22 protein-coding genes are annotated in these 27,000 nt (G+C 63.8%); 10 read left to right on the forward strand and 12 right to left on the reverse strand.

What is annotated here, in order from left to right:
• Positions 1 to 25: 25 nt before the first annotated feature.
• The 3 genes from ACVMIH_RS23225 to ACVMIH_RS23235 all read left to right on the forward strand — a co-directional run bounded on the left by ACVMIH_RS23225 (position 26) and on the right by ACVMIH_RS23235 (position 4,109).
• Positions 26 to 1,111, forward strand: coding sequence for a DUF2855 family protein (locus ACVMIH_RS23225; protein ID WP_057017777.1), 1,086 nt, complete (start codon positions 26 to 28; stop codon positions 1,109 to 1,111).
• Positions 1,112 to 1,222: 111 nt separating this feature from the next.
• On the forward strand, positions 1,223 to 3,010 hold the full coding sequence (locus tag ACVMIH_RS23230; protein ID WP_057017744.1) for a flavin-containing monooxygenase: 1,788 nt from the start codon (positions 1,223 to 1,225) through the stop codon (positions 3,008 to 3,010).
• A 109-nt stretch (positions 3,011 to 3,119) separates the two neighbouring features.
• On the forward strand, positions 3,120 to 4,109 hold the full coding sequence (locus tag ACVMIH_RS23235) for a peptidyl-alpha-hydroxyglycine alpha-amidating lyase family protein (protein ID WP_456855180.1): 990 nt from the start codon (positions 3,120 to 3,122) through the stop codon (positions 4,107 to 4,109).
• A 177-nt stretch (positions 4,110 to 4,286) separates the two neighbouring features.
• On the opposite strand, the gene ACVMIH_RS23240 is transcribed toward ACVMIH_RS23235, so the two are convergent.
• A complete protein-coding gene (locus ACVMIH_RS23240) occupies positions 4,287 to 6,041 on the reverse strand; it encodes a chloride channel protein (RefSeq protein WP_057017742.1) in 1,755 nt (584 codons plus the stop codon).
• 191 nt (positions 6,042 to 6,232) lie between these two features.
• Between ACVMIH_RS23240 and ACVMIH_RS23245 the strand changes: the two genes are divergently transcribed.
• The gene (locus ACVMIH_RS23245) at positions 6,233 to 6,790 is read left to right on the forward strand and encodes an HNH endonuclease (protein WP_168857820.1); all 558 of its coding nucleotides are present in this window, start codon (positions 6,233 to 6,235) and stop codon (positions 6,788 to 6,790) included.
• A 58-nt stretch (positions 6,791 to 6,848) separates the two neighbouring features.
• On the opposite strand, the gene ACVMIH_RS23250 is transcribed toward ACVMIH_RS23245, so the two are convergent.
• Genes ACVMIH_RS23250 through ACVMIH_RS23265 form a run of 4 tightly spaced genes read right to left on the reverse strand, consistent with a single transcriptional unit; the run spans position 6,849 to position 7,759 of the window.
• Positions 6,849 to 7,061, reverse strand: coding sequence for a hypothetical protein (locus ACVMIH_RS23250; protein ID WP_028333636.1), 213 nt, complete (start codon positions 7,059 to 7,061; stop codon positions 6,849 to 6,851).
• Positions 7,062 to 7,090: 29 nt separating this feature from the next.
• On the reverse strand, positions 7,091 to 7,327 hold the full coding sequence (locus ACVMIH_RS23255) for a hypothetical protein (RefSeq protein ID WP_456782714.1): 237 nt from the start codon (positions 7,325 to 7,327) through the stop codon (positions 7,091 to 7,093).
• Entirely contained in the window at positions 7,324 to 7,548 is a 225-nt protein-coding gene (locus tag ACVMIH_RS23260) for a DUF6894 family protein (RefSeq protein WP_456782715.1), read from the reverse strand. The genes ACVMIH_RS23255 and ACVMIH_RS23260 overlap by 4 nt, the downstream gene beginning before the upstream one ends.
• Before the next feature lie 16 nt (positions 7,549 to 7,564).
• Complete coding sequence (locus ACVMIH_RS23265; RefSeq protein WP_076827404.1) at positions 7,565 to 7,759, reverse strand: hypothetical protein; 195 nt, start codon at positions 7,757 to 7,759, stop codon at positions 7,565 to 7,567.
• Between the two features lie 212 nt (positions 7,760 to 7,971).
• Between ACVMIH_RS23265 and ACVMIH_RS23270 the strand changes: the two genes are divergently transcribed.
• From ACVMIH_RS23270 to ACVMIH_RS23285, 4 genes are read left to right on the forward strand one after another with little or no spacing between them, the layout of a single operon-like run.
• Positions 7,972 to 8,457, forward strand: a complete 486-nt coding sequence (locus ACVMIH_RS23270) for a MarR family winged helix-turn-helix transcriptional regulator (RefSeq protein WP_456863460.1) — start codon at positions 7,972 to 7,974, stop codon at positions 8,455 to 8,457.
• Positions 8,458 to 8,459: 2 nt separating this feature from the next.
• Complete coding sequence (locus ACVMIH_RS23275; RefSeq protein WP_456782716.1) at positions 8,460 to 10,511, forward strand: FUSC family protein; 2,052 nt, start codon at positions 8,460 to 8,462, stop codon at positions 10,509 to 10,511.
• Positions 10,508 to 10,714 carry a DUF1656 domain-containing protein gene (locus tag ACVMIH_RS23280; RefSeq protein ID WP_092080457.1) on the forward strand — a complete coding sequence of 69 codons (207 nt, stop codon included), beginning with the start codon at positions 10,508 to 10,510 and terminating at the stop codon, positions 10,712 to 10,714. The genes ACVMIH_RS23275 and ACVMIH_RS23280 overlap by 4 nt, the downstream gene beginning before the upstream one ends.
• Positions 10,711 to 11,577 (forward strand): efflux RND transporter periplasmic adaptor subunit, encoded by an 867-nt coding sequence (locus ACVMIH_RS23285; protein WP_225646561.1) that lies wholly within the window; start codon positions 10,711 to 10,713, stop codon positions 11,575 to 11,577. The genes ACVMIH_RS23280 and ACVMIH_RS23285 overlap by 4 nt, the downstream gene beginning before the upstream one ends.
• 72 nt (positions 11,578 to 11,649) lie before the next feature.
• Here ACVMIH_RS23285 and ACVMIH_RS23290 read toward each other — a convergent pair whose 3' ends face one another.
• Both ACVMIH_RS23290 and ACVMIH_RS23295 read right to left on the reverse strand, forming a co-directional pair.
• Positions 11,650 to 12,513: a tetratricopeptide repeat protein gene (locus ACVMIH_RS23290; RefSeq protein ID WP_076827396.1), complete on the reverse strand. Its 864-nt coding sequence runs from the start codon at positions 12,511 to 12,513 to the stop codon at positions 11,650 to 11,652.
• A gap of 37 nt (positions 12,514 to 12,550) precedes the next feature.
• Entirely contained in the window at positions 12,551 to 13,189 is a 639-nt protein-coding gene (locus tag ACVMIH_RS23295) for a FecR family protein (RefSeq protein WP_194295347.1), read from the reverse strand.
• 446 nt (positions 13,190 to 13,635) lie between these two features.
• Here ACVMIH_RS23295 and ACVMIH_RS23300 point away from each other — a divergent pair, with 446 nt between their 5' ends.
• Complete coding sequence (locus ACVMIH_RS23300; RefSeq protein ID WP_456863463.1) at positions 13,636 to 18,144, forward strand: DUF5801 repeats-in-toxin domain-containing protein; 4,509 nt, start codon at positions 13,636 to 13,638, stop codon at positions 18,142 to 18,144.
• A gap of 76 nt (positions 18,145 to 18,220) precedes the next feature.
• On the opposite strand, the gene ACVMIH_RS23305 is transcribed toward ACVMIH_RS23300, so the two are convergent.
• Complete coding sequence (locus ACVMIH_RS23305; RefSeq protein ID WP_456863466.1) at positions 18,221 to 19,990, reverse strand: alkaline phosphatase family protein; 1,770 nt, start codon at positions 19,988 to 19,990, stop codon at positions 18,221 to 18,223.
• A 306-nt stretch (positions 19,991 to 20,296) separates the two neighbouring features.
• Between ACVMIH_RS23305 and ACVMIH_RS23310 the strand changes: the two genes are divergently transcribed.
• Positions 20,297 to 21,727 (forward strand): cytochrome c peroxidase, encoded by a 1,431-nt coding sequence (locus tag ACVMIH_RS23310; protein WP_456863469.1) that lies wholly within the window; start codon positions 20,297 to 20,299, stop codon positions 21,725 to 21,727.
• A 12-nt stretch (positions 21,728 to 21,739) separates the two neighbouring features.
• Here ACVMIH_RS23310 and ACVMIH_RS23315 read toward each other — a convergent pair whose 3' ends face one another.
• The 4 genes from ACVMIH_RS23315 to ACVMIH_RS23330 all read right to left on the reverse strand — a co-directional run bounded on the left by ACVMIH_RS23315 (position 21,740) and on the right by ACVMIH_RS23330 (position 26,999).
• Entirely contained in the window at positions 21,740 to 22,426 is a 687-nt protein-coding gene (locus ACVMIH_RS23315; RefSeq protein ID WP_456855175.1) for a hypothetical protein, read from the reverse strand.
• Between the two features lie 118 nt (positions 22,427 to 22,544).
• Positions 22,545 to 24,596 (reverse strand): alkaline phosphatase family protein, encoded by a 2,052-nt coding sequence (locus ACVMIH_RS23320; protein WP_076827494.1) that lies wholly within the window; start codon positions 24,594 to 24,596, stop codon positions 22,545 to 22,547.
• Between the two features lie 244 nt (positions 24,597 to 24,840).
• Positions 24,841 to 26,217 (reverse strand): cytochrome c peroxidase, encoded by a 1,377-nt coding sequence (locus tag ACVMIH_RS23325; protein ID WP_456855174.1) that lies wholly within the window; start codon positions 26,215 to 26,217, stop codon positions 24,841 to 24,843.
• On the reverse strand, positions 26,214 to 26,999 hold the full coding sequence (locus tag ACVMIH_RS23330) for an EfeM/EfeO family lipoprotein (protein ID WP_057017731.1): 786 nt from the start codon (positions 26,997 to 26,999) through the stop codon (positions 26,214 to 26,216). The genes ACVMIH_RS23325 and ACVMIH_RS23330 overlap by 4 nt, the downstream gene beginning before the upstream one ends.
• Position 27,000: the final 1 nt, after the last annotated feature.

Below are 27,000 nucleotides of genomic sequence, written 5' to 3' on the forward strand. Positions count from 1 at the left end.
CGCATCGTAAGCTGGGATCACCGCCATGAACTCGACCGACTTCATCGTCATCCGCAACGACCTGCAACAGTGCAAGGTGATCGAGACGCAGTTGCCCGATGCCGCGGCGCTGCCGGCCGATGCGCTGCTGGTGAAGGTGACCCGCTTCGCCTTCACCGCCAACAACATCACCTACGCCGTGATCGGCGAGCAGCTGAAATACTGGCATCTGTTCCCGGCGCCCGAGGGCTACGGCATCATCCCGGTGTGGGGCTTTGGCGAGGTGCTGATCTCGAAACATCCGATGATCGCCGTCGGCGAAACGCTGTTCGGCTATCTCCCGATGGCGGCCCATCTGGTGATCGAGGCGGCCGACGTCAACAAGCGCGGCCTGCGCGATGGCGCGGCACACCGGCAGGAGGTCTCGCCGGTCTACAACGCCTATGCCCGCGTCTCCGGCGATCCGACCTATGCCGGTCAGCAGGGCGATTTCCGCGCACTGCTGCTGCCCTTGTTCATGCTGTCGTTCCTGGTCGACGACGCCCTCGCCGAGAATGCGTTCTACGGCGCACGCCGCGTCATCCTGTCGTCGGCCTCGAGCAAGACCGCGTTCGGCCTCGCCCATCTCGTGCACAAGCGGGGTATCCCCGTGATCGGGCTGACCTCCAAGGGCAATGTCGATTTCGTCAGCTCGCTCGGTTGTTATGACGAGGTCGTCACCTATGACCAGGTCGCCGCGATCCCGGCGGCCGAGCCGACAGCCTATGTCGACATGGCCGGCAACAGTGCGCTGCGCGAAAGTCTGCACCGGCACTTCGGCGCGCAGATGGTCTATTCCGGCCGGGTCGGGCTGACGCACCGTGCGAGCGAGGCGGAGGAGCCGACGCTGCCAGGCGCCAAGCCGGTCTGGTTCTTCGCCCCGGACCAGATCCGCAAGCGCGCCAAGGAATGGGGTCCCGGCGGCATCGACCAGCGTTTTGGCGCCGCATGGGCGGAGCTCGTGCCGCATCTGCCGAATTGGCTTGACGTGGTCGAGCGGCGCGGCCCGGCCGCGGTGCGCGAGGCCTATCTCGATACCCTGCAAGGCCGCGTTCCACCGGATCAAGGCCTGATCCTGTCGCTGGCCGAATAGGCGCTATCCCGTCGCGCCCTTTCTGCACGCCTTCGGATGGGTATAGGCTTCGCGGAAAGGGAACGCCGCCAAGAAAATATCAGCAAGGCGGCCGATGGCGAGAAACGCTCAATGCTCGACAAGACGGACGATATTTCGGTCGCCGCCGACAATTGGCTTGTGCAGTTCGAAGATGCGCTGGCGAGCCCGGACGATGTGCTGCTGAAGCCACTGTTCCATCCCGACAGCTACTGGCGCGACGTGCTGGCGCTGAGCTGGAACATCCAGACCGTCAACCGGGCCTTCGCAATCATCGAGGAGCTGCCGGCGCATGCGCGTCACAGCGCGCCGCATGACTTCCGCATCGATGCCGATCGCGCCCCGCCCCGACGGGTGACGCGCGCCGGCACCCATGCGATCGAGGCGATCTTCAAATTCGAGACGGCGGTCGGCCGCGGCCATGGCATCGTGCGGCTGATCCCCGATGCCGCCGACGACGATCGCCTGAAGGCCTGGACCTTGCTGACGGCGCTCGAGGAGCTGAAGGGTTTTGAGGAGCAGCAGGGCCACACCAGGCCGCGCGGGCAGTCCTATTCGCGCGACTTCCGCGGCCCCAACTGGCTCGACCTGCGCAAGGCATCCGCCGAATATGCCGACCGCAACCCTGATGTGCTGGTGGTCGGCGGCGGACAGGCCGGGCTTGCGATCGCCGCGCGGCTGCAGCAGCTCAAGATCGACGCGCTGATCGTCGACCGCGAGGCGCGCGTCGGCGACAATTGGCGCAAGCGCTATCACGCGCTGACCCTGCACAACCAGGTACAGGTCAATCATTTGCCCTACATGCCATTCCCGCCGAACTGGCCGACCTACATCCCGAAGGACAAGCTCGCCAACTGGTTCGAATCCTATGTCGAAGCCATGGAGCTGAACTTCTGGACCGGCACCGAATTTGTCGGCGGCAGCTATGACGATGCGGATGGGCGTTGGACCGTCGAGCTGCGCCGCGCCGACGGCACGACACGGACAATGCAGCCGCGCCATGTCGTGATGGCGACCGGCGTCAGCGGCATTCCCAATCTGCCCGACATCCCCGGTTTGAAAGATTTTGGCGGCAAGGTGATGCATTCCAGCCGCTACGAGGACGGCGAGAACTGGACCGGCAAGCGCGCGCTCGTGATCGGCACCGGCAACAGCGGCCACGACATCGCGCAGGACCTGCATTCCTCGGGCGCCGAGGTCACGCTGGTACAGCGCTCCTCGACGCTGATCACCAATATCGAGCCGTCGGCGCAGCTGGCCTATGCCGCCTACAATGAAGGTACGCTCGAGGATAACGATCTGATCGCGACCTCGATGCCGCTTGTGCTCGCCAAGCGCAGCCATGTGCTGATGACCGAGCAGTCGAAAGAGCTCGACAAGCCGCTGCTCGACGGCCTCACGCGCAAGGGCTTCAAGCTTGATTTCGGCGATGGCGGCACCGGCTGGCAGTTCAAGTACCTGACCCGCGGCGGCGGCTATTACTTCAACGTCGGCTGCTCCGATCTCGTCGCGAGCGGCGCGGTCGCCCTGCAGCAATTCACCGACATCGACACCTTCGTCAGCGAGGGCGCGCGGCTGAAAGACGGCGAGATCATTGCCGCCGACCTGATCGTGCTCGCGACCGGCTACCGGCCGCAGGAAGAGCTGGTGAAGAAGCTGTTCGGCGAGGCGATGGCCGCGCGCGTCGGCCCGATCTGGGGCTTTGGCGACGGCCAGGAGCTGCGCAACATGTACACCCGCACGCCGCAGCCCGGCCTGTGGTTCATCGCCGGCAGCCTCGCGCAATGCCGCATCAACTCGCGCTATCTCGCATTGCAGATCAAGGCGATCGAGGAAGACCTGTTGCCGCGCGACGTCGGGCCACGGGCGGATTTTTCCTAACCCCACCATCGTCATTCCGGGCTGGTCCGAAGGACCAGACCCGGAATCTCGAGCTTCCGGGTTCGATGCTGCGCATCGCCCCGGAATGACGGCTCAGAGGAGAGACAACATGCCAATCATCCTCGGCACCGGCGAACACCGCTATCGCGTGGTGGAGAACTTCGCAAAACTGCCCGACGGCTGGAGCCTGACCGATGTCGCGTCCGTCGCAGTCGACAGCAAGGACCGTGTCTATGTCTTCAACCGCGGCGACCATCCGATGGTGGTGCTCGACCGCGCAGGGAATTTCGTCAAGAGCTGGGGCGAAGGCGTGTTCTCGCGTGCCCACGGCCTGCATATCGACGCCGACGACAATCTCTATTGCACCGATGACGGCGACCACACCGTGCGCAAATGCTCGACCGACGGCAAGGTGCTGCTGACGATCGGCATCCCGAACAAGCCGGCGCCGTTCATGAGCGGCGAGCCGTTCCACCGCTGCACCCATACCGCGCTGTCGCCGAAGGGCGAGATCTATGTCTCCGATGGCTACGGCAATGCCTGCGTCCACAAATACGCGCCGGATGGCAAGCTGATCAAAACCTGGGGCGAGCCCGGCACCGACCCCGGCCAGTTCAACATCGTGCACAACATCGCGACCGACGCCGATGGCTGGGTCTATGTCGCCGACCGCGAGAACCACCGCGTCCAGGTGTTCGACGGCAACGGCAGATACGAGACGCAGTGGAACAACCTGCACCGGCCTTGCGCGCTGTGCTGCTGCGGCGGTGGCAAGCAGCCGAACTTCGTGATCGGCGAGCTCGGCCCTGGCATGGCGGTGAATCGCAAGGTGCCCAATCTCGGCCCGAGACTGTCGATCGTGGATCACACCGGCAAGCGCATCGCGCGCCTCGGCGGCGAGCAAGGCCCCGGCGTCGAGACCGGCAAATTCCTGGCGCCGCACGGCATCGCGCTGGATTCCCGCGGCGACATCTATGTCGGCGAAGTCGGCGTCACCGACTGGAAGACCAGCTTTCCGGACACCGAGATGCCGGCCGCGGTGCGCGTGACACGATGTTTGCAGAAGCTGGAGCGCGTGACCGTAGCCAGGTTAAATTGAAAGGCAGCGCCCCCTCTATTCCCGTCACCCTGAGGTGGCCGCTTCTTCAGCGGCCCTCGAAGGGTCGACGGCCCAGTCGGTGGCCGTGCATCCTTCGAGGCTCGCCCAGCGGTGCAATTGCGCCGCAAGGCTCGCACCTCAGGATGACGGGTTGAGCAAAGAGCGATCACGCCGCCGTCAAATCTCGCCGATCACCTCGCGGCGGCGCTGCTCGGATTCTTCCGCGTAGCGCCGCATGGCGTGCGCTTCGGTGAGCAGGCCGATCGGCCGGCGGTCACCTTCGACCACGGCGAGCGATTCCGCTTCGGCCGCGTCGAACACCGCGATCGCCTCCTGCACGTTCATGCCGGGATGCAGCACCACATCGGCGTAGCGCAGAATCGCGGCAAGCCCCTTGTCGGCCTCGAGATCCGGCGCGTGCGCTTCGGCGACCAGCGCAAGCCCGGCGTAATGCCCCTCGCCGTCGACCGCGACGACCTGGGTCTTCGAGCCCGGGGGGAATTCCTCGCGGAACGCCTCGATCGGCATCGCGGCGTTCACCGTCGTCATGTCCTGCCGCATCATCTTGCCGACCGTGAGATCGCGGATCCAGCCGATATCGGCGGCGCTGCGGATGGTCTCGCCGCGCAGATGCAAACGCCAGGTCGCGAACGAATAGCCGAACAGCTCGCGCGTGATCGTGGTCGAGATGATGACCGCGACCAGCACCGCGGTGGTGAGCCAGAGGTTGCCGGTGGATTCCAGCGCGATGAACGACATCGTGAGCGGGCCGCCGATCACCGAGGCCGACAGCGCGCTCATGCCGATCACCGCATAGGCGTTGGGGTCGAGGTTCAGCCCCGGCCACACGATGTCGACGCCGGCGGCGAACAGCCGGCCGCCGAGCGCGCCCATGAACAGCGTGGCGAAGAACAATCCGCCACGAAAGCCCGAGCCGAGCGAGATGATCGAGGCCACCGCCTTCAGCGCGAACACGCCGGCGATGAAGGCAAGCGGCATCGCCACGATGCCGGCGAAGCGCAGCGCGCCATGGCCCGACGACATCACCTGCGGCGTCAATAGCGCCATCGCGCCGACCGCAAGCCCGCCGAGCGCCGGCCGCAGCGGCGGCCACAGCCGGCTCTTGGTCAGCAGCGCCTCGCACAGCGTCACCCCGCGCATGATCGCAATGCCGGTCAGGGCCGCGACCATGCCGAGCAGCGCTGCAATCGCAAGATCCCGTCCGAGCACATCGCCGACGGTTCCGACGCCGACGCCGAGCGGCAGCGGTTCGAAGGCATGGGCAACGAAGTAGCCGGTCACCGCCGCCACGCCGACCGGGGTCAGGCTGGCCGGCGTATAGCCGCCGATCACAAGCTCGAAAGCGTAGAACGCACCCGCAAGCGGCGCGCTGAAGGCGCCGGCGATCGCCGCCGCCGCACCGCAGCCCACCATGATTCGCTGGTCGTTGCGGCGGAGGTGAAAGCCGCGCCCGAGCGAGGCGGCGAGGCCGCTGGAGAGCTGGGTGTAGCCGGCCTCGAGCCCGACCGAGCCGCCGACGCCGCTTGACCAGATCGTCTGCAGCGCCACGATCACGCTGCCGCGGAACGACATCCGCCCGCCATAAAGCGCGTTGGCCTCGATCGGGTCGATTTCGCGGGCCGGCCGCACCCGGAGCAACAGAAGGAATGCAAATCCCAGCAGCAGGCCGCCGATCGTGGGAACCACGAGCGCGCGCACGGGATCGATGCTGGGCTGGCTCGACAACCGGTCGCCGAGCGGCAGATTGAACAGCACCGAATGCAGCACCGTGACGAGGCCGCTCATGACCGCCACCACGAGGCCGCCAATGGCGCCGATCAGCACCGCCAGCACCACAAGGCTCGTCTCGTGCGCGCGCACGAACGCGCGCAACCGGCGCGGCGCCTCGAGATAGCTTGAGGTCGTGGTCATCGGCAGGGTCCGTCACTGGCCGACAGGGCCTTGCGGCTCCCTTTACGGGCCTCGCGGGCGGGAGGCAATCGGGGCAGGAACATGGCAGGGCGCGGCGGATAAGCCGCTCATTGCTCTTCACAATCCCGTCACGCTGCCTGTAGTATGTGAGTGCATGCTGCTTCGCAGCTAGTGGGAGTCAGGAGCGTTATTTGAACGCACATGTCTCGCAAGGCGGTTGGCCGGTGCTGGTCTTGAATGCGGACTTCCGGCCGCTGAGTTATTACCCGCTGTCGCTCTGGTCCTGGCAGGACGCGATCAAGGCGGTGTTCCTCGATCGTGTCAACATCGTCGAATATTACGACCGGGCGGTACGAAGTCCTTCCTTCGAAATCCAGCTGCCGAGCGTCGTATCCCTCAAGTCCTTCGTCAAGCCGACCACCCACCCCGCCTTCACCCGGTTCAACGTTTTCCTGCGCGACCGATTCAGCTGCCAGTATTGCCTGTCGGGCGACGATCTCACCTTCGATCACATCATTCCGCGCAGCAAGGGTGGCCAGACCACCTGGGAAAACGTCGTCGCCGCCTGCTCGCCCTGCAATTTGCGCAAGGGCAATCTGACGCCGCAGCAGGCCAGGATGTTTCCGAAGCAGACGCCCTACGCCCCGACCGTGCATCAGCTGCATCGCAACGGCCGGCTGTTTCCGCCGAACTATCTGCACGAGAGCTGGCTCGATTATCTCTACTGGGATACTGAGCTCGATCCGTAGACCGCGCTGGCGCGCGCCATCCTTACACCGAATGCAAGCCGCACTGCTGTGATCTGGATCAGGCGGGTCGCTTGGTGAGGGCCGCTTCACCCTCCTCGCGCCCGGGAACGCTGACGTGGACCTCGTGCCCCATCCTGATCGCCAGAGCCGCGGCGGCCGCCGCGGATTCGAATGCAGCTTCCTTGGTGGCGTATCCGCCGTTGAGATTGCCGTCGTGCAGGACGCCCCATTCCTCGCCGGCTGCAATCACCGCATATTGAGCCAATCCCATCGTCTCCTCCTTGCGCCAGCGGCGCTGCGTCAGGTCTCATTCCGCTTGTATCGCTCGCGGACGACCTCCTCGCCGGCCTGCACCGTGCGCCTGCTGCGAAAATGGTGTTGAAGCACGCCGAAGATCAAAGCGGTCAGCAGCGCGAGCGCTCCGATGCCGTAGATGATCTCAAGGCCCATATCCATTTGGTCTCTCCAGGCCTTGTTCTCAAAGCCTTGTTCTCGAAGCCTTGCTCTCTTGCCGCCCGCCGGGGCGGCATCGTTCATCCGCTCTTCGCGGCACTGTCGATGCTTTCGCGGTGAATTTCGCGGGCGTCGCTGCCGATCACCGAGATGTAGCCGCGGCCCAGATATTCCTGTCGGGTCTCCGCAAGGTCGATGGCGAGCCGCTTGGCCACCGCAATGGCTTCATCGCGGTCGGCAACCGGCTGACCGGTTGCATCGATCACACGCTCATCATTCACGATCGCGAAATGAAAGGCGGACATTGGCTATCTCCGCGCATCAATGCGTGTTCGATTCATGCCACTTTTCCAGGTCCGGCTTCTCGTCTCCGGAGGCCTTCGCGTCTCCTGAGCGCCTCGCATCTCCGGAGCGCTGCTCCTTCTCCGGGTTTCCCTTCCACGGCTTGTCGGTTTGCGCGTGGGAACCCCAGTCGCTCGAGCGTCCGGAATCCTGCGTTACCGGCTTTCTGTTCATGACAATCTCCTCAAGAACAGAAGCATCTGTATCCCGATGTGTTCCTAACCCGCCGCGCTCAAGGTCCGCCCGCAACCGAGCATAACCAGCGCATCGAGGTCGATCCCGCAGCAGTACTGACACTCCCTCACGCAGGATCGCATTCGCGTGATCATCCGCGATGTTCGTACTATATCGTTGCATCCTAATAGTTCGTATCCTATCTAGTTTACATGCCTTCACAGTCCCATGTCCACGCCGAGATCGGCCGCCTGGTGACCAGGCTGGCCCGGATCTGGCGCCGCGAGTCGGATCAGGCCTTGTCCGACCACGGACTGTCCTACGCGACGGCGATTCCGCTGCTGGTGTTGTCGCGCCAGGGGGAAAACGTCCGGCAAGGCGTGCTTGCGGATGAATTGGGAATCGAGGGGCCTTCACTGGTGCGGCTGATCGATCTGCTGCAGTCCGAAGGCCTGGTCGAGCGTCGCGAGGACCCGACCGACCGGCGCGCCAAGACGCTGCATCTCACCGCGGCCGGCGGAGCCAAGGTCGAGGAGATCAATCGGGTGCTGCGTCGCGTACGGGCCAGCCTGCTGAAGGATATCGGCAGCGCGGAACTTGCGGTAACCTTCGAGACGCTGCAGCTCATCGAGCAGCGGGCGAGCCGCCTGCAGGACGCCAGGACTGCGCCAGCCAGGACTGCTCCAGAGGCGAAATAGTCATGCGCGCGGAAGAGCCGTTCATGGTCCGCCACGCGGATCTCATCTTCGCGTTGAAGACGTTCGCGGCGTCGATGCTGGCGCTTGTCATTGCCCTGGCGATCGATCTGCCGCGTCCCTATTGGGCGATGGCGACGGTCTACATCACCTCGCAGCCGCTGGCCGGCGCGACCAGCTCGAAGGCGTTCTTCCGCGTGATCGGTACGCTGGTCGGCGCGAGCGTCACGGTCGCCCTGGTGCCGAACCTGGTCAATGCACCGGAGCTACTGTGCCTCGCGATCGCGCTCTGGGTCGGGCTCTGTCTCTATTTATCGCTGCTCGACGGCACGCCGCGCAGCTATGTCTTCATGCTGGGCGGATATACCGTCGCGCTGATCGGCTTTCCGTCGGTGGCCGAACCGGGCAGCATCTTCGATGTAGCGCTGGCACGAGTCGAGGAGATCTCGCTCGGCATCATCTGTGCGAGCCTGGTGTCGACGGTGGTGTTTCCCCGCAGCGTCGCGCCGGCGGTCGGCGGCCGCATCAGGAGTTGGCTGTCGGATGCGCGCCGTCTGTCCCGCGACGTGCTGCTTGACCGCGGGACCGGCGAGACGCGCCGGGCCCAACGCCTCCGTCTTGCGACCGACATTGTCGAGATCGATACGCTGGCGACCCATGTCGCCTATGACCGGCTGGCCGACGCCGGCACCGTGCGTGGCCTCGGCGAGGTCCGGCTGCGCATGCTGATGCTGTTGCCGATCATCACGTCGATCGAAGACCGGCTTACCGCACTTGGCGAAGCGGCGCTGCAACGGCAACCGGAGCTGCGACGCCTGATCGGCGATCTCGCCGCATGGATCGTGGACGAGGACCGCCAGCGGCAATCCGGCGAGCAGATCCGCACCGCAATCGCCGAGCGGCAATCTGCGCTCGACGGTATCGCGCCGCGGGAACGCATCATCACGATCAGCCTGCTGCTCCGGCTGCGCGAGCTTGCCGACATTTCGGCCGACTGCCGCGCGCTGGGCGATGCGATCACCGCGGGCCGGGATATCTCCAGCGTCCAGCTGGCGTTCCACCCGGAGTCGGGGGCCGCACCGGTCCGTCATCGCGACCACGGCATGGCGCTGTGGTCGGCCGCGGGCGCGGCGGTCGCCATCCTGATCTGCTGCGGCCTGTGGATTGCGACCGGCTGGGCCGATGGCGCCTCGGCGCCGATGATGGCGGCGGTCGCCTGCTCCTTCTTCGCCGCACAGGACGAGCCTGCGCGCAGCATCCGGGCCTTCGGCCTGTTTTCACTGGTCGCGATCGTCATCGTGGCAATCTATCAGTTCGCGCTGGTGCCCGGCATCTCCCATGTCGAGGTCCTGATCGCGGCACTGGCGCCGACCTTCCTCCTGTACGGCTTTTTGATCGCACGACCCAAGACCGCGCCGATCGGCATGGCGCTCGCCGCCAACACCGCGACGCTGCTCGCGCTGCAATCGACCTACAGCGCGGATTTCGCCAGTTTCGCCAACACGTCGGTCGCCTTCTTCCTCGGTGTTGTGATCGCGGAGATCGTGACGCGGATCGCGCGCGGCGTCGGCGCCGAATGGATCGCCAAGCGGTTGATGAAGTCGAGTTGGCAGACGCTCGCGGTCGCGGCCGAACGGCGCGGCCACGGCGATCGCGCGCAGTTTGCCGGCCTGATGCTGCATCGGCTCGGGCTATTGGTCCAGCGGATCGCCTTCATCTCCGAGAGCGACCGCCGCGATGCCGACAGCCTGGTCCAGCTCCGCATCGGGCTCAACATCATCGACCTCCGGCGGGCCCGCTACGGCCTCGCCGCAGTGACCGTGCGTGCCATCGACGACATGCTGGACGACCTCGCGGCGGCGTTTCGCGCCCGTGCGGACCAGGCAATGCCGGCCGAACTGTTGTCATGCATCGATGCGGCGCTGACCGCGGTCGTCAAGGACCCCAATGAGCGCGCGCGGGACGATGCGTTGCTCGGCCTCGTCGGCATCCGCCGCGGCCTGTTTCCGGATGCACCCGCGTATCGATCGCAGCCCGAGGAGAGCTTTGCCGCATGAGATATGAGCTCGACATTTACGGCGTGCTCGTTCCGGCGCTGCTGCTGTGGCTGATCGTTGCCTATGCATTGAGCGCGGTGGCGAGCCGGATCATGCAGCGCTTCGGGTTCTACCGGCTGGTGTGGCATCGCGCGTTGTTCAATTTCGCCCTGTATGTATGCCTGCTCGGCGTCGTGGTTTATCTTTCGGAGTTTCTGCCATGAAAGGGAATTTCGCCTGGCTCGGCCGGGTTGCGCTGACCGCGGTCGCCGTCATCGCTGCACTCGCTGTCGCTCGCGCGCTCTGGGTCTACTATATGGAATCGCCGTGGACCCGCGACGGCAGGGTTCGCGCCGACGTGATCCAGGTGGCTCCCGACGTCTCCGGCTTCGTCACCGACGTGCTGGTCAGGGACAATCAGCCGGTGCGTCGCGGCGACATCCTGTTCCGGATCGATCGCGCCCGCTTTGCCCTGGCGCTGAAGCAGGCCGATGCTGCGGTCGCCGGCCATCGCGCGACGCTGGATCAGGCCGACGCCGACCTCAAACGCTACAGCTCGCTGACCACCGATGCGGTGTCGCAGCAGAAGCAGGAGCAGGTTCTGGCGACGCAGCTGCAGGCCAAGGCGGCCTATGACCAGGCGGTCGCCGACCGCGCCGTCGCGCAGCTCAATCTGGATCGCAGCGAGGTGCACGCTTCGGTGAACGGCACCATCACCAATATGGACCTGCGGCCGGGCGCTTACGTCACCGCAGGCAAGGGCGTGATGGCGCTGGTCGACACCGACACGCTGCATGTGGAGGGCTATTTCGAGGAGACCAAGCTCGCGCGCATTCGCGTCGGCGACAAGGCGCAGATCCGGCTGATGGGCGAGCCGGTGCGGCTCACCGGACATGTCGAGAGCATTGCGGCCGGCATCGAGGATCGCGACCGCGCGGCAGGCGCGAGCCTGCTCGCAAACGTCAACCCGACCTTCAGCTGGGTTCGGCTCGCACAGCGCATCCCCGTGCGCATCGCGCTGGACCACCTGCCGGATCGCATCGCGCTGGTCGCCGGCCGTTCGGCGACGGTCGAGATCATGGACTAGCCGGCTGGCCGGGCGCATCCGCGGCGACAGCATCGAGCCGGTGCACCTTACTGCGGCTCGTCGACCACTCGCCTATCGCACGCCGTAGCGTGTGAAATCGTCGCCGATGCTGCCCTGGATCGCCTTGGCCGCCGCCATGTCGGTATTGCCGCCGGCCTTGTCACCCTGCTTCAACTTCGCCAGGCCGCGGCCATAAAGAGCGCTTGCGAGCTTGGGATCGATGCGAAGTGCGGAGCTGTAGTCGGCGATCGCCGCGCCCAGCTCGCCGGTCTTCAGATAGATAAGGGCACGCGAGTCATACGTCGCGGCGTTGGTTGACGCCAATTGAAGGGCCTTGTTGCAATCTTCCAGCGCCGCCTGCAATTCGCCGAGGATGGCCCGGCTCCAGCAGCGTCCGTTCCACACCCCGTCGAGCTTCGGCTCGAGGCGAATGGCCTCGTCGTAGTCCTGCGCCGCGCGCGCATAATCGTTCTTCTTCAAATAGGCGCCGGCGCGGTTGGCGAAGGCCTCGCCGTAGTTCGGGTTGAGCTTGATCGCCTGATCGAAGGCGTCGGTCGCGCGATCATATTCGCGCTTCCTGAGATAGGCCACGCCGCGGTTGTTGAACGGCTTGGTGTAGGTCGGATTGAGTTCGATCGATCGATCGAAATCCCGGATGGCGCCGTCATAGTCTCCCTTGGCGGCGTAGGCGTTACCACGGTTGTTATAGGCGATCGCGAGGCCAGCCTGGGTCATGTCCTGCCCCGCATCGATCAGCGCCGTGCAGGCAGCAATGCGCGCGTCGGCCGGTGTGCGATCGAGGCCGCTGCACAATCCGATAGTGCGGAGATAGCTGTCCTTCTTCGCGTTCTGCGCGACCGCCGGCAACACTGGGAGCGTCGCAACGAGGAGCGATATCAGGCTGACAATTGCGCCGGCGCTTGCACGAAGTTTCATATCGGGCCTTGCTTGCACGAAACTGGCTGCGCCTGGCCTAGCACCCTCGACAGATGTTGGGATTGAACTTGTGAAGGGTGTTTTGCTCAGGTTGCTGCGGCGTTCGAGTCCCGACCTTCCTGACCTTGCTCTTGCCCTCTTCAACGAGCGTGGCGAACCTCACCGTTCCATCGTCCGATATCTCGATGCGTGGCGTGGTGCCTCGAATGCCCATCGTTGCGACAGGGGTGTCGATCTTCATGTCTCCGGTCTTCGCAATGTTGCCGGCAACGAAGGTGAACGTCCCATTGGTCAGTTTGAGCAAGGTCGAGTTCGACTTGCCGTTCGGGTCGTACACGAACTCGGTCATCGCCATCTTGGCGTTGCTCGACAGATTAAACGAAGTGCCGTCGGAGAAATTGATCCCGACGCGTCCGTCGGCTCCAGTTTGCACCACGTCGCCCAGATACACGGGGTCGCCGACCTGCGCCTGAGGCAGTTTGCCGGGCAGCCCTGCCTGAACGACGACTGCATTCGGATGCTCGATCGTGACCGAACCGGTGGCGGCTACGACCCTTCCGATGAATTTCAATTGGATATTGTCCGGTTCGGTTTGCGCCTGCACCTGGCCGGGCGTGAGCGTTGCGAGCGCCAGGACGAAGCTTGCAAGCAATTGAACAATCAAATGGATGCGCACGATCCCCTCCTCGAAAAGGTCTTGTCGTGCCGGGGCTCGATGGGTGACCGGGACCACCGGGCCGAGACCGCAGGACCTTGAGTGCCAAACGAGTTGTCGCAGACAGGCCTAAATGCCTGACGCAGTTCGACTAAAAATTAATAAGTGGACAATTTGCATGGTAATCATACTATTAATTTTGCGGGGCTGCACGCGCGATAAAGGACAGCTGTTCTGACCTTTTCGTAAGGCTCCCCCGCAGTATTGGAATTCCATTTTTACTGCCGAATTTGGTTTCAATCAGGACGTTTCAGCGGACAAGCCTATGGCTGACGGCGCGGGGTTTTTCGCCGCGTGGCCGAACCAAGCCAAAATAAAAAGACTGCGGCGCCACTTTCCGCTCGAACTGCCTAACAGGCAAAAAGCCAATGTCAGTTGCGTCCGGCGTAGAGTTCGGGGACGCGTGCATGGCCGTTTTCGGCCAGCCGCCCCGCTTAGTTGGCACTGTTCGGACGGCGATCGGCTGCGGCACGATCGCGGGTGCCCGGGGCATACCGATTCAAATCGTAGCTGGCGATCCCGTTCACCAGGGTGACGTCATCGAGGTCGGAGCCGGCGGGCGGATCGAAATCTGCCTGGTCGATGGCAGGGTGCTCAATTTGCCGGCCGGCACCCGGCTGGAGTTGGACATCGCGCAGGACCCCACCGGGGGCTTGCGGCGGGGTCTGTTCGCGAAAACCAGAAGCCTCTTCCGCCTCATCGGCAGCCGGCTCGCAGGGTCTGGCGTCCTGACGGCAGACACACCAGTTGGCACCATCCGCGTCAGCGGCCTCGGCATGCTGTCGTTGGCCGCCCTGACCTTCTCGCTGCTGGAGGACGCCCGGGCCGCGGAGCCGAACGTCACGTTCCTGGACGACGACAACATCAAGTACAAGGACCTCCACCACGGCGTGTTCGAACTCGTCACCAAGGAGGCGATCCCCCGTCACATCATCGTCGAGGATCCCGAAGAGACGATCATCCTGAGCAGAAGAGGCTCCTCCGTCGGCGTGAACCATGCCACGAATTCCCCTTCGCACATGGAGGAATTACGGGAGGCCCAACAGGAGACCCTTGCCTATTTCGAGAAAGGACCGGCATCGAAAGGATCCGGCATGCCTGCTCTCGAAGGCGGACAACTCCTGCTGCCGATCAATTTTATTCAGCAGTCTCCGCTGTCGCCGGTGCAAGATACGCTCGGGCCGCTGCCGGTAGCGACCTTCGCGAAAAATGATCTCTTCAAGCTGCCGCCGGTTCCGCCGAAGCTGAACCTCGGAGCGGGGCCGACTGAAATCGATACGGTGATATTTGACGACTTCAATGCGGCGAGCGGGACCTTTTCCGCGAGCAGCATCAAGGGCGGCGCACTGAAATTCGGCATCAGCGGAGGCGCCACAGGCGATACGGTGCTGGGACAGGCGACATACGACGTGTCGAGCGTCGGTACTTTTGGCACGCTCTATCTCAACAGCGCGACCGGAAGCTACACCTTCGTTCCGAACAATACCGCAATCAACGCGCTGAAGGCCAACACGACCCAGAGCTTCGTGATCACGGTCTCGGACGGCGCGCTTTCGGCCAGCGAGAGCTTCGACATCAGCATCCTGGGCGCCGACGACGCCTCCATCATCTCCGGCACCATGGCCGGCTCGGTGGTGGGTGCGGTCGGCGTCAGTCATGCCTCGCCCGGCCTGCTCATCGCAAAGGGCACGCTCACCGACACCGATGTCGACGATCCCGCCAATACCTTCACCGCCGTGAACGCGCCGACGACAAGCGCAGGTGGCTACGGCTCATTCACGCTCACAACGGCCGGCGTGTGGACCTATACGCTCGACAACGCCAACAGCTCCGTGCAAGCCCTCCATGTCGGCAACACGCTGACCGACAGCTTCACGGTGACCACGATCGGCGGAACCCCGCAGACGGTGACACTCACCATCCACGGCCCGCTGATCGAGGTTGGGACCGCGCCATCGCTGACGTTGAGCGAGACCCATCTGACAGCGACGACGCTGGACGACAATATCGCCGGCTCGGCACCGGACGCCGCGCTGACGACGACATCGGGCGAGTTCTCGGCGGCATTCGTCACCGAACCGGGTCTGACGGTCAGCTACGCACTGACGATCACCGGCGGCAACGGTACGGCGTCAGGGCTGATCGATTCGCATACCGGCCTCGCTGACCTGCTGGTTCTGAACGGCAACACCATCGAAGGCCATGTCGGCACGGCAAGCGGGGCGCTCGCGTTCACCATCACGGTTGACCCGGCCACGGGCCGCGTGACCTTCGTCGAGCACCGCGCGGTCGAACAATCGTCGGGCACCAGCCCTGACAGCGGCGAAGGGATCGCGCTGGGGACCGGCCTCGTCAACCTGATCGCGACGGTCACGGAGAGCGACGGCCAGTACCAGGATCTAAGCATCGATCTCGGCAAGCAGCTGACAATCACGGACGATGGCCCGCGCATCGAGGCGGCGGGCACAGCCCCATCGCTGACGCTGAGTGAGACGCATCTGACGGCAACGGCGCTGGACGACCACATCGCCGGCTCGGCACCGGACGCGGCGCTGACGACGACTTCCGCCGATTTCTCGACCGCGTTCACTTCGGTGCAAGGCGCCGATGGCGCGACCATCCGCTACGCGCTGACGATCACCGGCGGCAACGGCACGGCATCGGGGCTGATCGACTCGCATACCGGCCTCGCTGACCTGCTGGTTCTGAACGGCAACACGATCGAAGGCCGCGTCGGCGCGACCAACGGCACACTGGCATTCACCATCACGCTCGATCCGGCTACGGGACGCGTGACCTTCACCGACTACCGGCCGGCGGAGCAGCCGCTCGGCACCAGCCCGGACAGCGGCGAAGCCGTATCGCTGGCCGCGGGCATCGTGGGCCTGACTGCCACGATCACGGACAAGGACGGCGACTTCCAGAGCGCCGGCCTCGACCTCGGCAGCAGGCTGACCATCAGCGACGATGGCCCCTGCATCCGGGCCAATTGCACCGCTCCGTCGCTGACGCTGAGCGAGACGCACCTGACGGCAACGGCACTGGACGACCATGTCGCGGGCTCGGCACCGGACGCGGCGCTGACGAAAATTTCCGCCGAATTCTCGACGGCGTTCAGCTCGCTCCAGGGCGCCGACGGCGCGACGACTCACTATGCACTGTCGATCAACGGAGGTAACTGCACCCCATCCGGTCTGATCGATTCGCATACCGGCTGCTCCGACGTGCTAGTTCTGAACGGCAACACCATCGAAGGCCATGTTGGCACAGCAAGTGGCGCGCTGGCATTCACCATCGCGGTTGATCCGGCCACGGGATGCGTCACCTTCACCGAATATCGCGCGGTGACGCATCCGGCCTGCGCCGGCCCTGACAGCGGCGAAGCCGTGTCGCTGACCGCCGGCGTCGTAAGCCTGGTTGCCACCATCACGGACAAGGACGGCGACTTCCAGAGCGCGTGCATCGACCTCGGCAAGCAACTGACGATCACGGACGATCACCCGACCATTTGCGGCTTCCCGGAGACCTTCGTCGCCGCTCAGGATCATCAGACTGCGACAGGTACCTACGATATCAATTCCGGCGCGGATGGCGATGCCGCGATGTTCGTTGCCGTCCACAACGGTCCGGTCGGCTGCTCGGGATATGATCTGGCCACATCATGCCTGGGCAACGGCATCACCGCGGTGCACGTCACCGGACATGGCGATGATTACAACTTCTACTATACGACCCATGAGGTGGGCGGCGGCGTCGAGCTCGACGCGTATCTTACCGATTGCGGCGGTAGGTTGGACGATCCTTATTTCAAGTTGCTGATCAATCCGGATGGAACATTCTGCTTTGATCTCGAGCACGCCGGGCCGTCGAAGGACGTCACCGTCCATGGCTCCGATTTTGATGCCCCGATCTGCGGCACGCCGTCATTGACGGCTCCGGACGGACAACTGGTTATTACCGGGTCGGACTGCGCCGGCCAGCCGCTCGATGTCAAGGCATCGGACTGCGGTATTGCGGTCGGCGACAGTGGACTGCAGATGGACCCGGCCGAGCAGTTGAATCTCGCGTTCACCGAGAAGCAGTCGCAGGTCGGCTTCAATCTCACGGAATGGCAGGGCTACGGCACCGCCGGTGTGATCCTCAAGGTTCTTGATGGCAGCGCCGACGTTCACGACTTCTGCATCGATGTTCCCAGGCCGCTCTGCGGCAGTGCCGGCTTCGTGGTGCAGGAGACATCGGATGCTTCGCTGATCGACACCTACACCTTTGATGCCACGACGACGACGTATACGCTTTACGTTGACAGGTCGTTCGATCAAGTCCAGGTCGACTACGATCGGGTGGAAGCCGGGTGTCCCACCTTCGCGATCAACAACATCAGCTATACCGAAAAGACGAGCATCAATGCGGATCTGCTGTTCGATGTGACGGCGGTCGATGCGGACGGCGATTCGGCCACGAGCAGCCTTCAGGTCGATATTCAGTGCCACACGGCGGGGATGGACACCTTCATATTCGCCGCCAGCCAGGACAGCCCCGCGCCGCCGGTCGGCGCCAGCGCTCCCGCACCCGATGTTAGTCCGATGTCAACGAGTAGCCACGAGGACGCGGCGTTGTCTCAGGCAATCTTGCCCTTTGTAGACGGCGGAACGTCGGGAACGACCGAGCAGTCCTTTCATTTCGCGGAGCCTTCGAGCCTTGAACAGCAGGGAGCTTCGTCCCCTCCACAGTTCGATCAAAGCCTCGCGTGGTTCGGCCGCCACGACGATTCCGCCGGATTTCAGCTGGCGCAAGGAGTTGCAGCTGGTGGAACGCCGGCAATGGGGCCGGCTGTCCCGGAGCACCAAACAGATTTCTTCCCGGACCATACGCCGGACGCCGTCATGACCCATCCGCTACACGATCTGATCGTGTAGCGATCCAATCGTGTAGCGCGTGGCCGGCTTTCTGGCCCGCGTCGGACGTTGACGCGGGCCAGAATCGCTTTTCGCGTCAGTGCCAGCCTTCGCCGGCCTTCAGCGCCGCCGAGAGGCTACGCACCGGGCGCGTTACCAGCGGATCGAGATCGAAGCGCTTTTCGAGCATCTTGAGGATCGACGTGGTGTCGAAGTCCTCATGGGCGACGCCCGACTTGTTGAAGCGCTTGGCGATCAAGAGCGCCGGAATGCGGGTACCCGGGCCCCAGTGGTCCGCAGCCTTGGCTTCGGCACCATGACGGTTGAACGGCGGCGGCGGAACGTGATCCCACTGCCCGCCGAACTCGTCATAGGTGATGACGATCAGCGTGTCCTTGCCATCCGGCCCTTCGACGATCGCCTTGACGAGATCGACGAGATGCTGGCTGCCGTCGGACTCGCTGGTGTAGCCCGGATGCTCGTTCTCCTCGCCGATCGGCTTGATGAAGCTGACCTGCTTCAGCCGGCCGGTCTTCGCCGCCTGGATGAACTCCGCCTCGTCCTTCAGGCGATCTTTGCGGGCCTGCGTTCCGGGCGCGTAGTTGGCGAAGTAGTTGAACGCCTGATGGTGGTACTGGAAATCCACGTCCGGGCAGTTCGGGAACACCGCCGTGGAAACATGGTTCGGGTCGGTGCAGGTCGTACCGTTGCCGTTGGTCCAGCCCGAAGCGCCGACGTCGCCGTTGGCGTTCGACCAGCCGCCCGAATACCAGGCCCAATCGACATGCTTTGCCGACAGCCGATCGCCGATGTTCGGCGTGTGCAGCGGCGGCAGACGCTTGATGTCGGCGGTGCCCGGGGAATAGGGCTGATAGAACGGCTGCGTGGTGTTGACCGCGTAGTCGCCGCAGGCGAGGCCCGCCGGCAGGCCGGCCTGATTGCACTTCGCCGTCAGCTGCGCATCCTTCACGGTCGAGAGCGGCGTGTAGAGCGGCGTGCTGGTCGGCATGCCGTTGGCATCGACGATCGAGTGGAAGTCGTTGGCGCTGCCGTCATTCAGGGCACCGACGAATTGGGGCGCCGCGGCGGCGACCAGGAATTGGTGGTTGAGGAACGAACCGCCGAAAGCACCCTGGAAGAAGCTGTCGGCAATGATGTAGTTCGGCGCGCCGTTGCCGTGGAGATAGGTGTAGATGGGTAGCTTCTTGGTGTCGTAATAGCCCATCACCAGACCGGCCGCATCACTGCCGGTCATGTAGCGGTTTTGCCGGCCGCCGTTCAGCTGGTACTGCTCGCTGTAGAAGCGGTGCACGATGTCCGCGGTGCAGCCGCCGGGCGCGCCGGTGCCGTTGAGGAAACCGTGAGCCGCGAAAGCGCCGAGCGGCTTCGGGCAGGTGGTGGCCGAGGTCGGAATGACTTCATTGATCTCGAACGGCTTGTTCTTGAAGGCGCTCAGGATCGCGACCGTGCCCGTATTGTCGGTGCAGCTCGTCGGTTGCGGCGACGGAGAAGTCAGGTTGACATCGTTCTGCAGCAGACAGGCATAGACGGTCTGGTTGTCCTGCCGAACCTGCAGGGTGTGCGCCTGATCGGCATAGGATGTGCCGTTGATCCGGTCGCGGGCGACGTCGCCCCAGTGACCGTAGAGGTTATCGAAGCTGTGGTTCTCCTGATAGATGACGACGATGTGCTTGTACTGGTGCACGCCTTCATGGCCACGATCCCGCAGGTCGCGCAGCTCGTCCTTGATCTCGTGCTTGAACTCATCAACGATCTTTTCGACCAAATTCTCTGCGTTCGCTACCGGCGAGATGGCAACGGCGCCAGCAACAACCGCGAGCGCCGGAATGGCTCCCCAAGGCCGCATAGTGCTCTCCTGATTTAGAAAGAAATAGAAATGGAGCTACACGCTATGCAAAACACATTTCGCTGGGATGACTGTTTTTCGACGCGCGCGCAAACGCGCGGAAAGATGCTCGCGCACCAACAGACTTTCATCATGTCAAACGCAGACTGCGTTGCGTTTCGCTGATCGAGCGTCATCAAACCGCAATCAAAATTCGTCTATCCAGTCAGATGGTCATTGATCCTGCCGACAGGAAACTGTCACCTCCGTGACATCTTCCGACGCACGGCAGCGCATATGCATTTGTGACAGGGGCGTTTTCGCGCGATGGCTTGGGATATTCTGGCGTCCGGCTCCGGAAAACATCGTGCGACAGCCGCCGATCGCGGCGTCAGACCGGCACGGGTCGCGTGGCTGGCGCTCGTCGTTGCCCTGCTCCCGTTGCGCGCGACGGCGTTCCCGCTCGGCGGCGACCAGACCGTGCTGCCGGCCGGCACCGAATTTTCCGAGGAAGCGCTGGCGCGGCCGCGCGAACTCTTTCATTCCGAAGCCGTCGGTGGGCGAAAGTCCTATTTGGTCAATCTCGGCGATCTCGCGTTCAACTCGCCTTCCATCCTCGGCGGCAAGGCGCGTCAGGCCGAGATGAGCTGCAGCACCTGTCACGTCAACGGCGCATCGAACCCGAAACTGTTCGTTCCGGGCGCATCCTCCCGGCCGGGCACCTTCGATACGACCAGCCTTGTCTTCAACGCGAAGACGTTCAACAGCATCCTCGATCCGGTGAGGATTCCGAGCCTGCGCGGCGCCCGCTTCCTCGCCCCCTACGGACATGACGGACGCATCACCTCGCTGCGCGACTTCGTCTACAATGTCATCGTCAATGAATTTTCCGGTCCGAAGCCGCGTGACGAGGTTCTCGACGGCCTGGTCGCCTATATCAACGATATCGATTTCCTCCCCAATCCGAAGATTGCGCCCGGCGGCAGGCTTGCCGCGCAGGCGAGCCTGGCCGAGCGCCGCGGCGAAGAGCTGTTCTTCAAGCCGTTCCCGAAGCAGGCCGAGCTGAGCTGCGCCGGTTGTCATGTTCCGGGTGGAACCTTCAACGACCAGATGCGCCACGACGTCGGATCCGGTGGACTGGTCAAGACCCCGACTTTGCTGAACGCCAACTTCAACGCCCCGTATTTCCACGATGGCCGCTACGACAGCTATGAACAGGTGGTCGATCATTTCGATCGTGTGTTCGACCTCGAACTGTCAACCCAGGACACCCAGGACCTCGTGGCCTATCTGAATGCGGTCGGCGACGGCGAACGCCCGTTCGACAAGGACGGCGTCATGCTCCGGATGAAAGAGGTGCTCGAGCTCTCGAGTGTCCTCGAGGTCGCGATCCCGGCTGCCGACACCGCGGTGGTGTCACTGGCCGTGACCGGGGTCGGGGCCGAACTGCGCGAACTGACCGAGCGCATCCCGGACATCAGGAACACCTCGATCGGTGGCAAGGACGAGCGGCTGGCGGCGCGCGCGATCCTGAAGGACCTCGTTCTCACCCTGCGCCGCATCGATCTCGACGTCGCCGCCGGCCGTATCGACGACGCGATGGCTGAATATCGCAACTTTGCGCAGCTGGCGCACTTCGACGTACCCGTCGCTCTGAAAAAGGCCGAACCCTGGTCGCTGTTCAACAGCAACGTGCATCAGTCGCACTACACCGCGCTCGGCCGGATCCTGCCGGTAACAAGCCAGCAGTCGCACTAACGGACGGCGTGCTCACTCCGAAGCCGGCGGCTCAACCCATACGTCACTCTGCTGGATCCGACGGATCAGCGCTTGCGGGTCGAACTTGCGCAAGCCTGCGGGGATTTCAAACGTCTGCGCCGGCTGCGGCTCGTCGCGGATGTGATCGGCAGCGATCACCGTCCCATCCGCGGTCTTGATCCGTACCGGAAATCTGCGCGCGCGGTCGATCCAGCCGACAAAGCTCAAACCGGACGGCGCGGCGATTCGAAAGACGTCTGTGTCGTGCCCCGCGATGGTTTCCGTTCCATCGCGCTGGCAGTGCCACGTCGCGAGGTCGATCGGCGCGGACAGCTGCGCCATCGCCAGCCATTGCTGGCAGGGATCATCCGGATCGACCGGAATGAACATCCGGGTGAGCGGGCTCGATTGCCGCGCGTCCATGTAAGCCCGTGCCGCCGGACGGACGAAATAGGCCGCGGGCTTGCCCGTATCGATCAGGAAGAACCCGTCGGGCAGCGCGCTTGTCTCGATCCGTGCTTTTCCGCCCGAGACCCGCAAGGCTCCCATGGCGGTTGCCGTGTCGTCCTTGTTCGCGACGAGGTCGGCGGAAAACTGCTGCGCCATGGCCGGGATCGCCGCGCCGGCCAGGATGGCGACGGCAAGCAGGCTAGCCGCGACGCTGCTGCTGATCGCGCACGTCTTCTTATTGCGTTTCATCGCATGTCTCCGGTCGATCAGGTGGCAGGGACACAACATGACGGCGCCGACCGAACCATTGGTTCGATCGGCGCCGCCCTTGGATGCAGTCAAGACCTCGCCGTGGGCGAGAGCTTGATCACTCGGTGTAGGACAACGTGACCGGCTTGCTGAAGTCGAACGCGTCGAACATATCAGACAATGCCGGGCTGTTGGTCGGAACATACTCGTTGTTCTTCGAGTAGGTCGGGTTCGGCAGGTTGTCGCGGCTGCGGTTCGTGAGCGGCTGGAGAGCCCAGTTGCGCTCGATGAACTTCAGCAGCGAAACGTGGTCGGCGTAGTTGTGGTTGACCTTGCCGCCCGTCGAATAGGGCGAAAGGATCAGGGTCGGAATGCGCGGTCCGTCGCCGAAGAAGTCGATGGACTGCTGGTAGCCGGAATCCCAATAGCCGCCGGCCTCGTCCCAGGTGATGAAGACCGCGGTTTCAGCCTTCAGCTCCGGATTGTTGTCCAGCGAGTTGAGCACGTTTAGGACATAGGCCTCGAACAGATCAACCTTCGAGCTCTGCGGATGACCGTCGAGCAGGCCGTCCGGCTTGCCGAACGACACCGCAGGCAGCGTGTTGTTCCGGATCGCCGTGATCAGATCGGCAGTGTCCTTCATGTGAGCCTGACGCACGGCCGGGTTGGCCATGATCGAGGTCGCATACTGGAACGGATTGCAGATCTGGCAGTAGGCAACACCGAGCGCGTGCGCCGGATCGGCGACCGCAGCGGCGCTGAGGTTGGGGTTCGACGGATTGGCGGCAACCGCGGCGTTGGAAAGCGCCACGGCGTCGTTGAACGCGCCACCATAGAACGCCCAGGAGACGTTCTTCTCCATGAGCGCATCGCCGATCGTGCGAACCGACGACGGCGGCACGTTGTTACCGCCCGACAGCGCGCCGTTCGGCAGATAGCCCGGGTTGACGTTGTTGAGCATGTAGTAGTGGTTGGGCTTGCAGTTCGGCTCCGCCGCGTACGGCAGATTGTTGAGGTAGGTGACGATCGGCTTGACGCCGGGCTGGAAGACATCAGAGCAATTGCTCCAATTGCCGTCGACAGTGTAGCGGTTGACCGAACCCGCGACCGGATTCGGATTGGCGATCAGGTTGGCCGGCGGCGTCACCGGATTGCCCTTGCCGTCGCTCCAGAAGGCCGCGTCGCCGGTACCGAGCATGAAGTGGTTCGCGCCGGTGCCGCCGTGGAACGACTGGTGGAAGTTGTCGCTCAGGGTGAAGCGGTCGGCCAGCATCTTCAGGACCGGAGCCTGACCCTGCTGGGCATTGTAGAAGCCCATCGAGTTGGCCATGCTCTTGTTGGACGCCGAATAGGTCGCCATCACGAACGGGAACAGATCGTTCAGGCAGCCCGAATTGTTCTTCTTGGTGGCGTTGGCGGCGCTGCAGTCTTCCTGCTGCCAATCCTGATAGAAGCGATGCGTCGAGTCGCCGGTATAGTCGTCGTCGCTGATCTGCTCACCCTGCAACTGGAACGGTCCGTTCAGACCGCCGGCGCCGGGAATGCGGGTATCCAGCACACCGGTCGGCAGGCCGCTGAAGCCGGTGGTGAGGATATCGAGATCGGCCGGGTCCATGTCCTTCTCGACGCTGGCTTCGGCGATCGTCTTGAACGGGGGCGCGGTGTCGCTCTGCGCGGTCGGCGTGCCGGCCGTGTTCGGCTGCGGCATCGGGTTGGTCGCGTTGTAGGGCGACTTCGCGATGGTCGGTGCGCCGATATAGTACAAGGGCTGGCCCGCGACCGAGGACTGCTGCGCCTGCGCAAAGTTCGGTCCCGGCGTTCCATCCTCGTTGACGATGCCCTTCGACAACAGGTTGGAGATGGTCTGTCCCTTGCCCTTCGGCTTGTAGATGCCGAAGGTGTGATCGAGGCCGCGGTTCTCACCGATCAGGATGATGACGTGCTTGATCGGCGACGCGGTCTTCACGCCGTGATCGCCGTCACCATGATGGCCATGGTTCCCATGATTCGCACGATCGCCCTCTTCGTGCGCCTGGTGATTGTGATGCGGACGCTTGTCCCAATCACTGCGGCCGCCCGGATAGTGAGCAGCATATGCGGCCGTTGCGACGAGCACCGTTGACGCGATGCAGAGCGCGGTGCTGGTTCGCCAGTGCTTTTTGTAATTCAAACTCATTGTCGACCTCAGGGTGTTTGCGGTTAGCAACACACACTGTTTAGTGCGACAATATGACGCATGGTTTTCGCTTACGTGAAAGCGCGCAAGAAATTTCGAAACGTTCAAATATTTTCTAAGGAGACATCTGCCGCCGCGCGGTGCATCTCCACGATTCAATCATGCAACCAATGATCGAAAATTGATCGAGCATCCGCGCCCGCAGCGCAGATCGCAAAATCACTTCAATACAACGCAATCAATGCGAAAGGTGCCTGGAGCGCATCACCTGGCGAAGCGCAGCATAATGTTGGTCATGCACGCCCTGATTGAATAGCGACCACGGCTCGGCGCTGGCCAACAGCGCAGGCACTGCAGCAGCCATCAGATTGCGATAATTCCTGAACTCGGTTGCGGCATCCGCGTTGCGCCCTGCCGCAACCGCCATCTCGATTCGCCGCAGCGTGAGCACGAGCTCCTTGAGGCCGTTGCGCGCAAGTACGCGCTGCTGCTCCCCGCCCGAGACGCTGGTGTTCTTGCGGTCGGGATACTGCTCGGTCAACTCGCGCAGTTCGCGGCCGATCGTATCGACCGCCAGCGCGACGATGTCCTTGTCACCGGACGGAATCGCAGTCGCGAGCACCATCGAGAAATCGTTGATCTCTTTCAACGTTGCACCGGCACCGTCGCGCTCATAGGGCTGAACGCCATCGCCGACCGCCGTGAGATAGGCGACGAGGTCGTCCTTGTCCTGCGCCGAGAGCTCGAGCTGAAAGGTCCGGTCGAAATAATCGACAACCTGGTTGTAATTGTCGAAGCGGCCGTCGTGAAAGTACGGCGCGTTGAAGTCGGCGTTGCGCAGCGTCGGCGTCTTGAACAGGCCGCCCGAACCTACGTCGTGCTGCTGGTGATCGACAAAGCCGGACGATGGAACGTGGCATCCCGCGCAGCTCGATGATGGATCGTGCGGGAACGGCTTTGCGAACAGCACCTCGCCGCGGCGCTCCGCGTCGCTGATCTTGCCGGCCAGCCGTCCGGCGGGACCAAGGCTCGGATTGGGCAGGAAGTCGATGTCGTGAATATACGCCACGATCGCATCGAGCGTTGCCGGCGACGGCTCGGGACCTGCGAACTCGTTGGTGATGACGTTGCGGACGAAGTCGCGCAGCGAGGCGAATCGGCCGTCTGCACCGTAGGGCGCTAGATAACGGGCGCCGCGCAGGCTCGGGATCCGCACTGGATCGAACGCCAGATTGTTGGCCTTCGGATTGAACAGCGGACCGGTGGTGTCGAACGTGCCGGGCCGGCTCGACATCTTCGGCATGAAAAATTTGGCGTTGTTCGCGCCATTGACATGGCAGGTGCCGCAGCTCACGCCGGCCTGCCGCGCCACGTCACCGAGCAGCCCCGGCGAATTGAACGCGAGATCGCCGAGATTCACCAGATAGGACTTGGCACCGGTCCGCTCGGACTGGAACACCTCGCGCGGCTTGTCGAGCGCATCCTCGTTCAGCTCGGTCGCGACAGGCAGCACGGTCTTGTCACCGTCGACCGGAAACGCCACCGCACGCCCGAGCAGTGCCAGGGCGATGACACCGGAGAGCAGCGTGGCCAGACGCAGGTGAAGCGATGTCATCGCGCCTGGGCCTCCAGGGTCGGCCGCTGCAGCCCGAGCTTTGCCGAGGCGCTCTGCAACGCAACCACCAGTTCCTCGCTGGTCTGGCGCAGATCGGCAATGTTGACATGCGGCAGGTCGGGCGTAGCGACGATCGCTTCGAGCTGCTCGATCCGGTTGGTCACCATCTCGTCGAGCTTGCCGTCGACCGTGTTGAGCGCGGCCGAGAAGATCGTGTGGTAGGCGAAGTCGATGCCGGCGATGTTGTTGCGCATGTCGTCCAGCGAGGTGCCGCTGATGCGCGACTCGCCGCCATCGGCCTTGCTCTCTCCGACCTCGTAGGCAAGCCGCACCGTGCCATCCAGAAGGCCCTGCGGCGTCAGCTTGATATCCTTGAGCTTGCCGTGGAGATCGTTCAGATGCTCGACAAGGCCGGTCGCATCCGTTGCAACGTCGGTGCTGGCAGCTCCGAACAGTTTCGCCTCGATGGCGTGGAACCCGCTGTCCGCGTTGGGCCAGGCGTCGATCTGCGCATCGAGCTCAGGCACGAAGCCCGCGGTGAACACCTCCGAGCGCTCCCAGCCGGCGCGCGCCGACAGCCAGGCCTTCTTCGCTCCGGGCAAATCCGCCGCTGCGGCGCGCTCGCGCAGTGCACGCGCGCCTGTCAGCGCACTGGCGACGCCCTCGATCAAATATGGCCGGTAGCGCTCGGCGCCCTCCTCGAGAGCGCCGGCATTCGCGGCGCGCACGCCTGCGAACGCTGCCAGCAAAGCAAGGCACGCCGCCACTTGCATCTTGTGCATA

The sequence above is a fragment of the Bradyrhizobium sp. USDA 4503 genome (assembly GCF_054055815.1).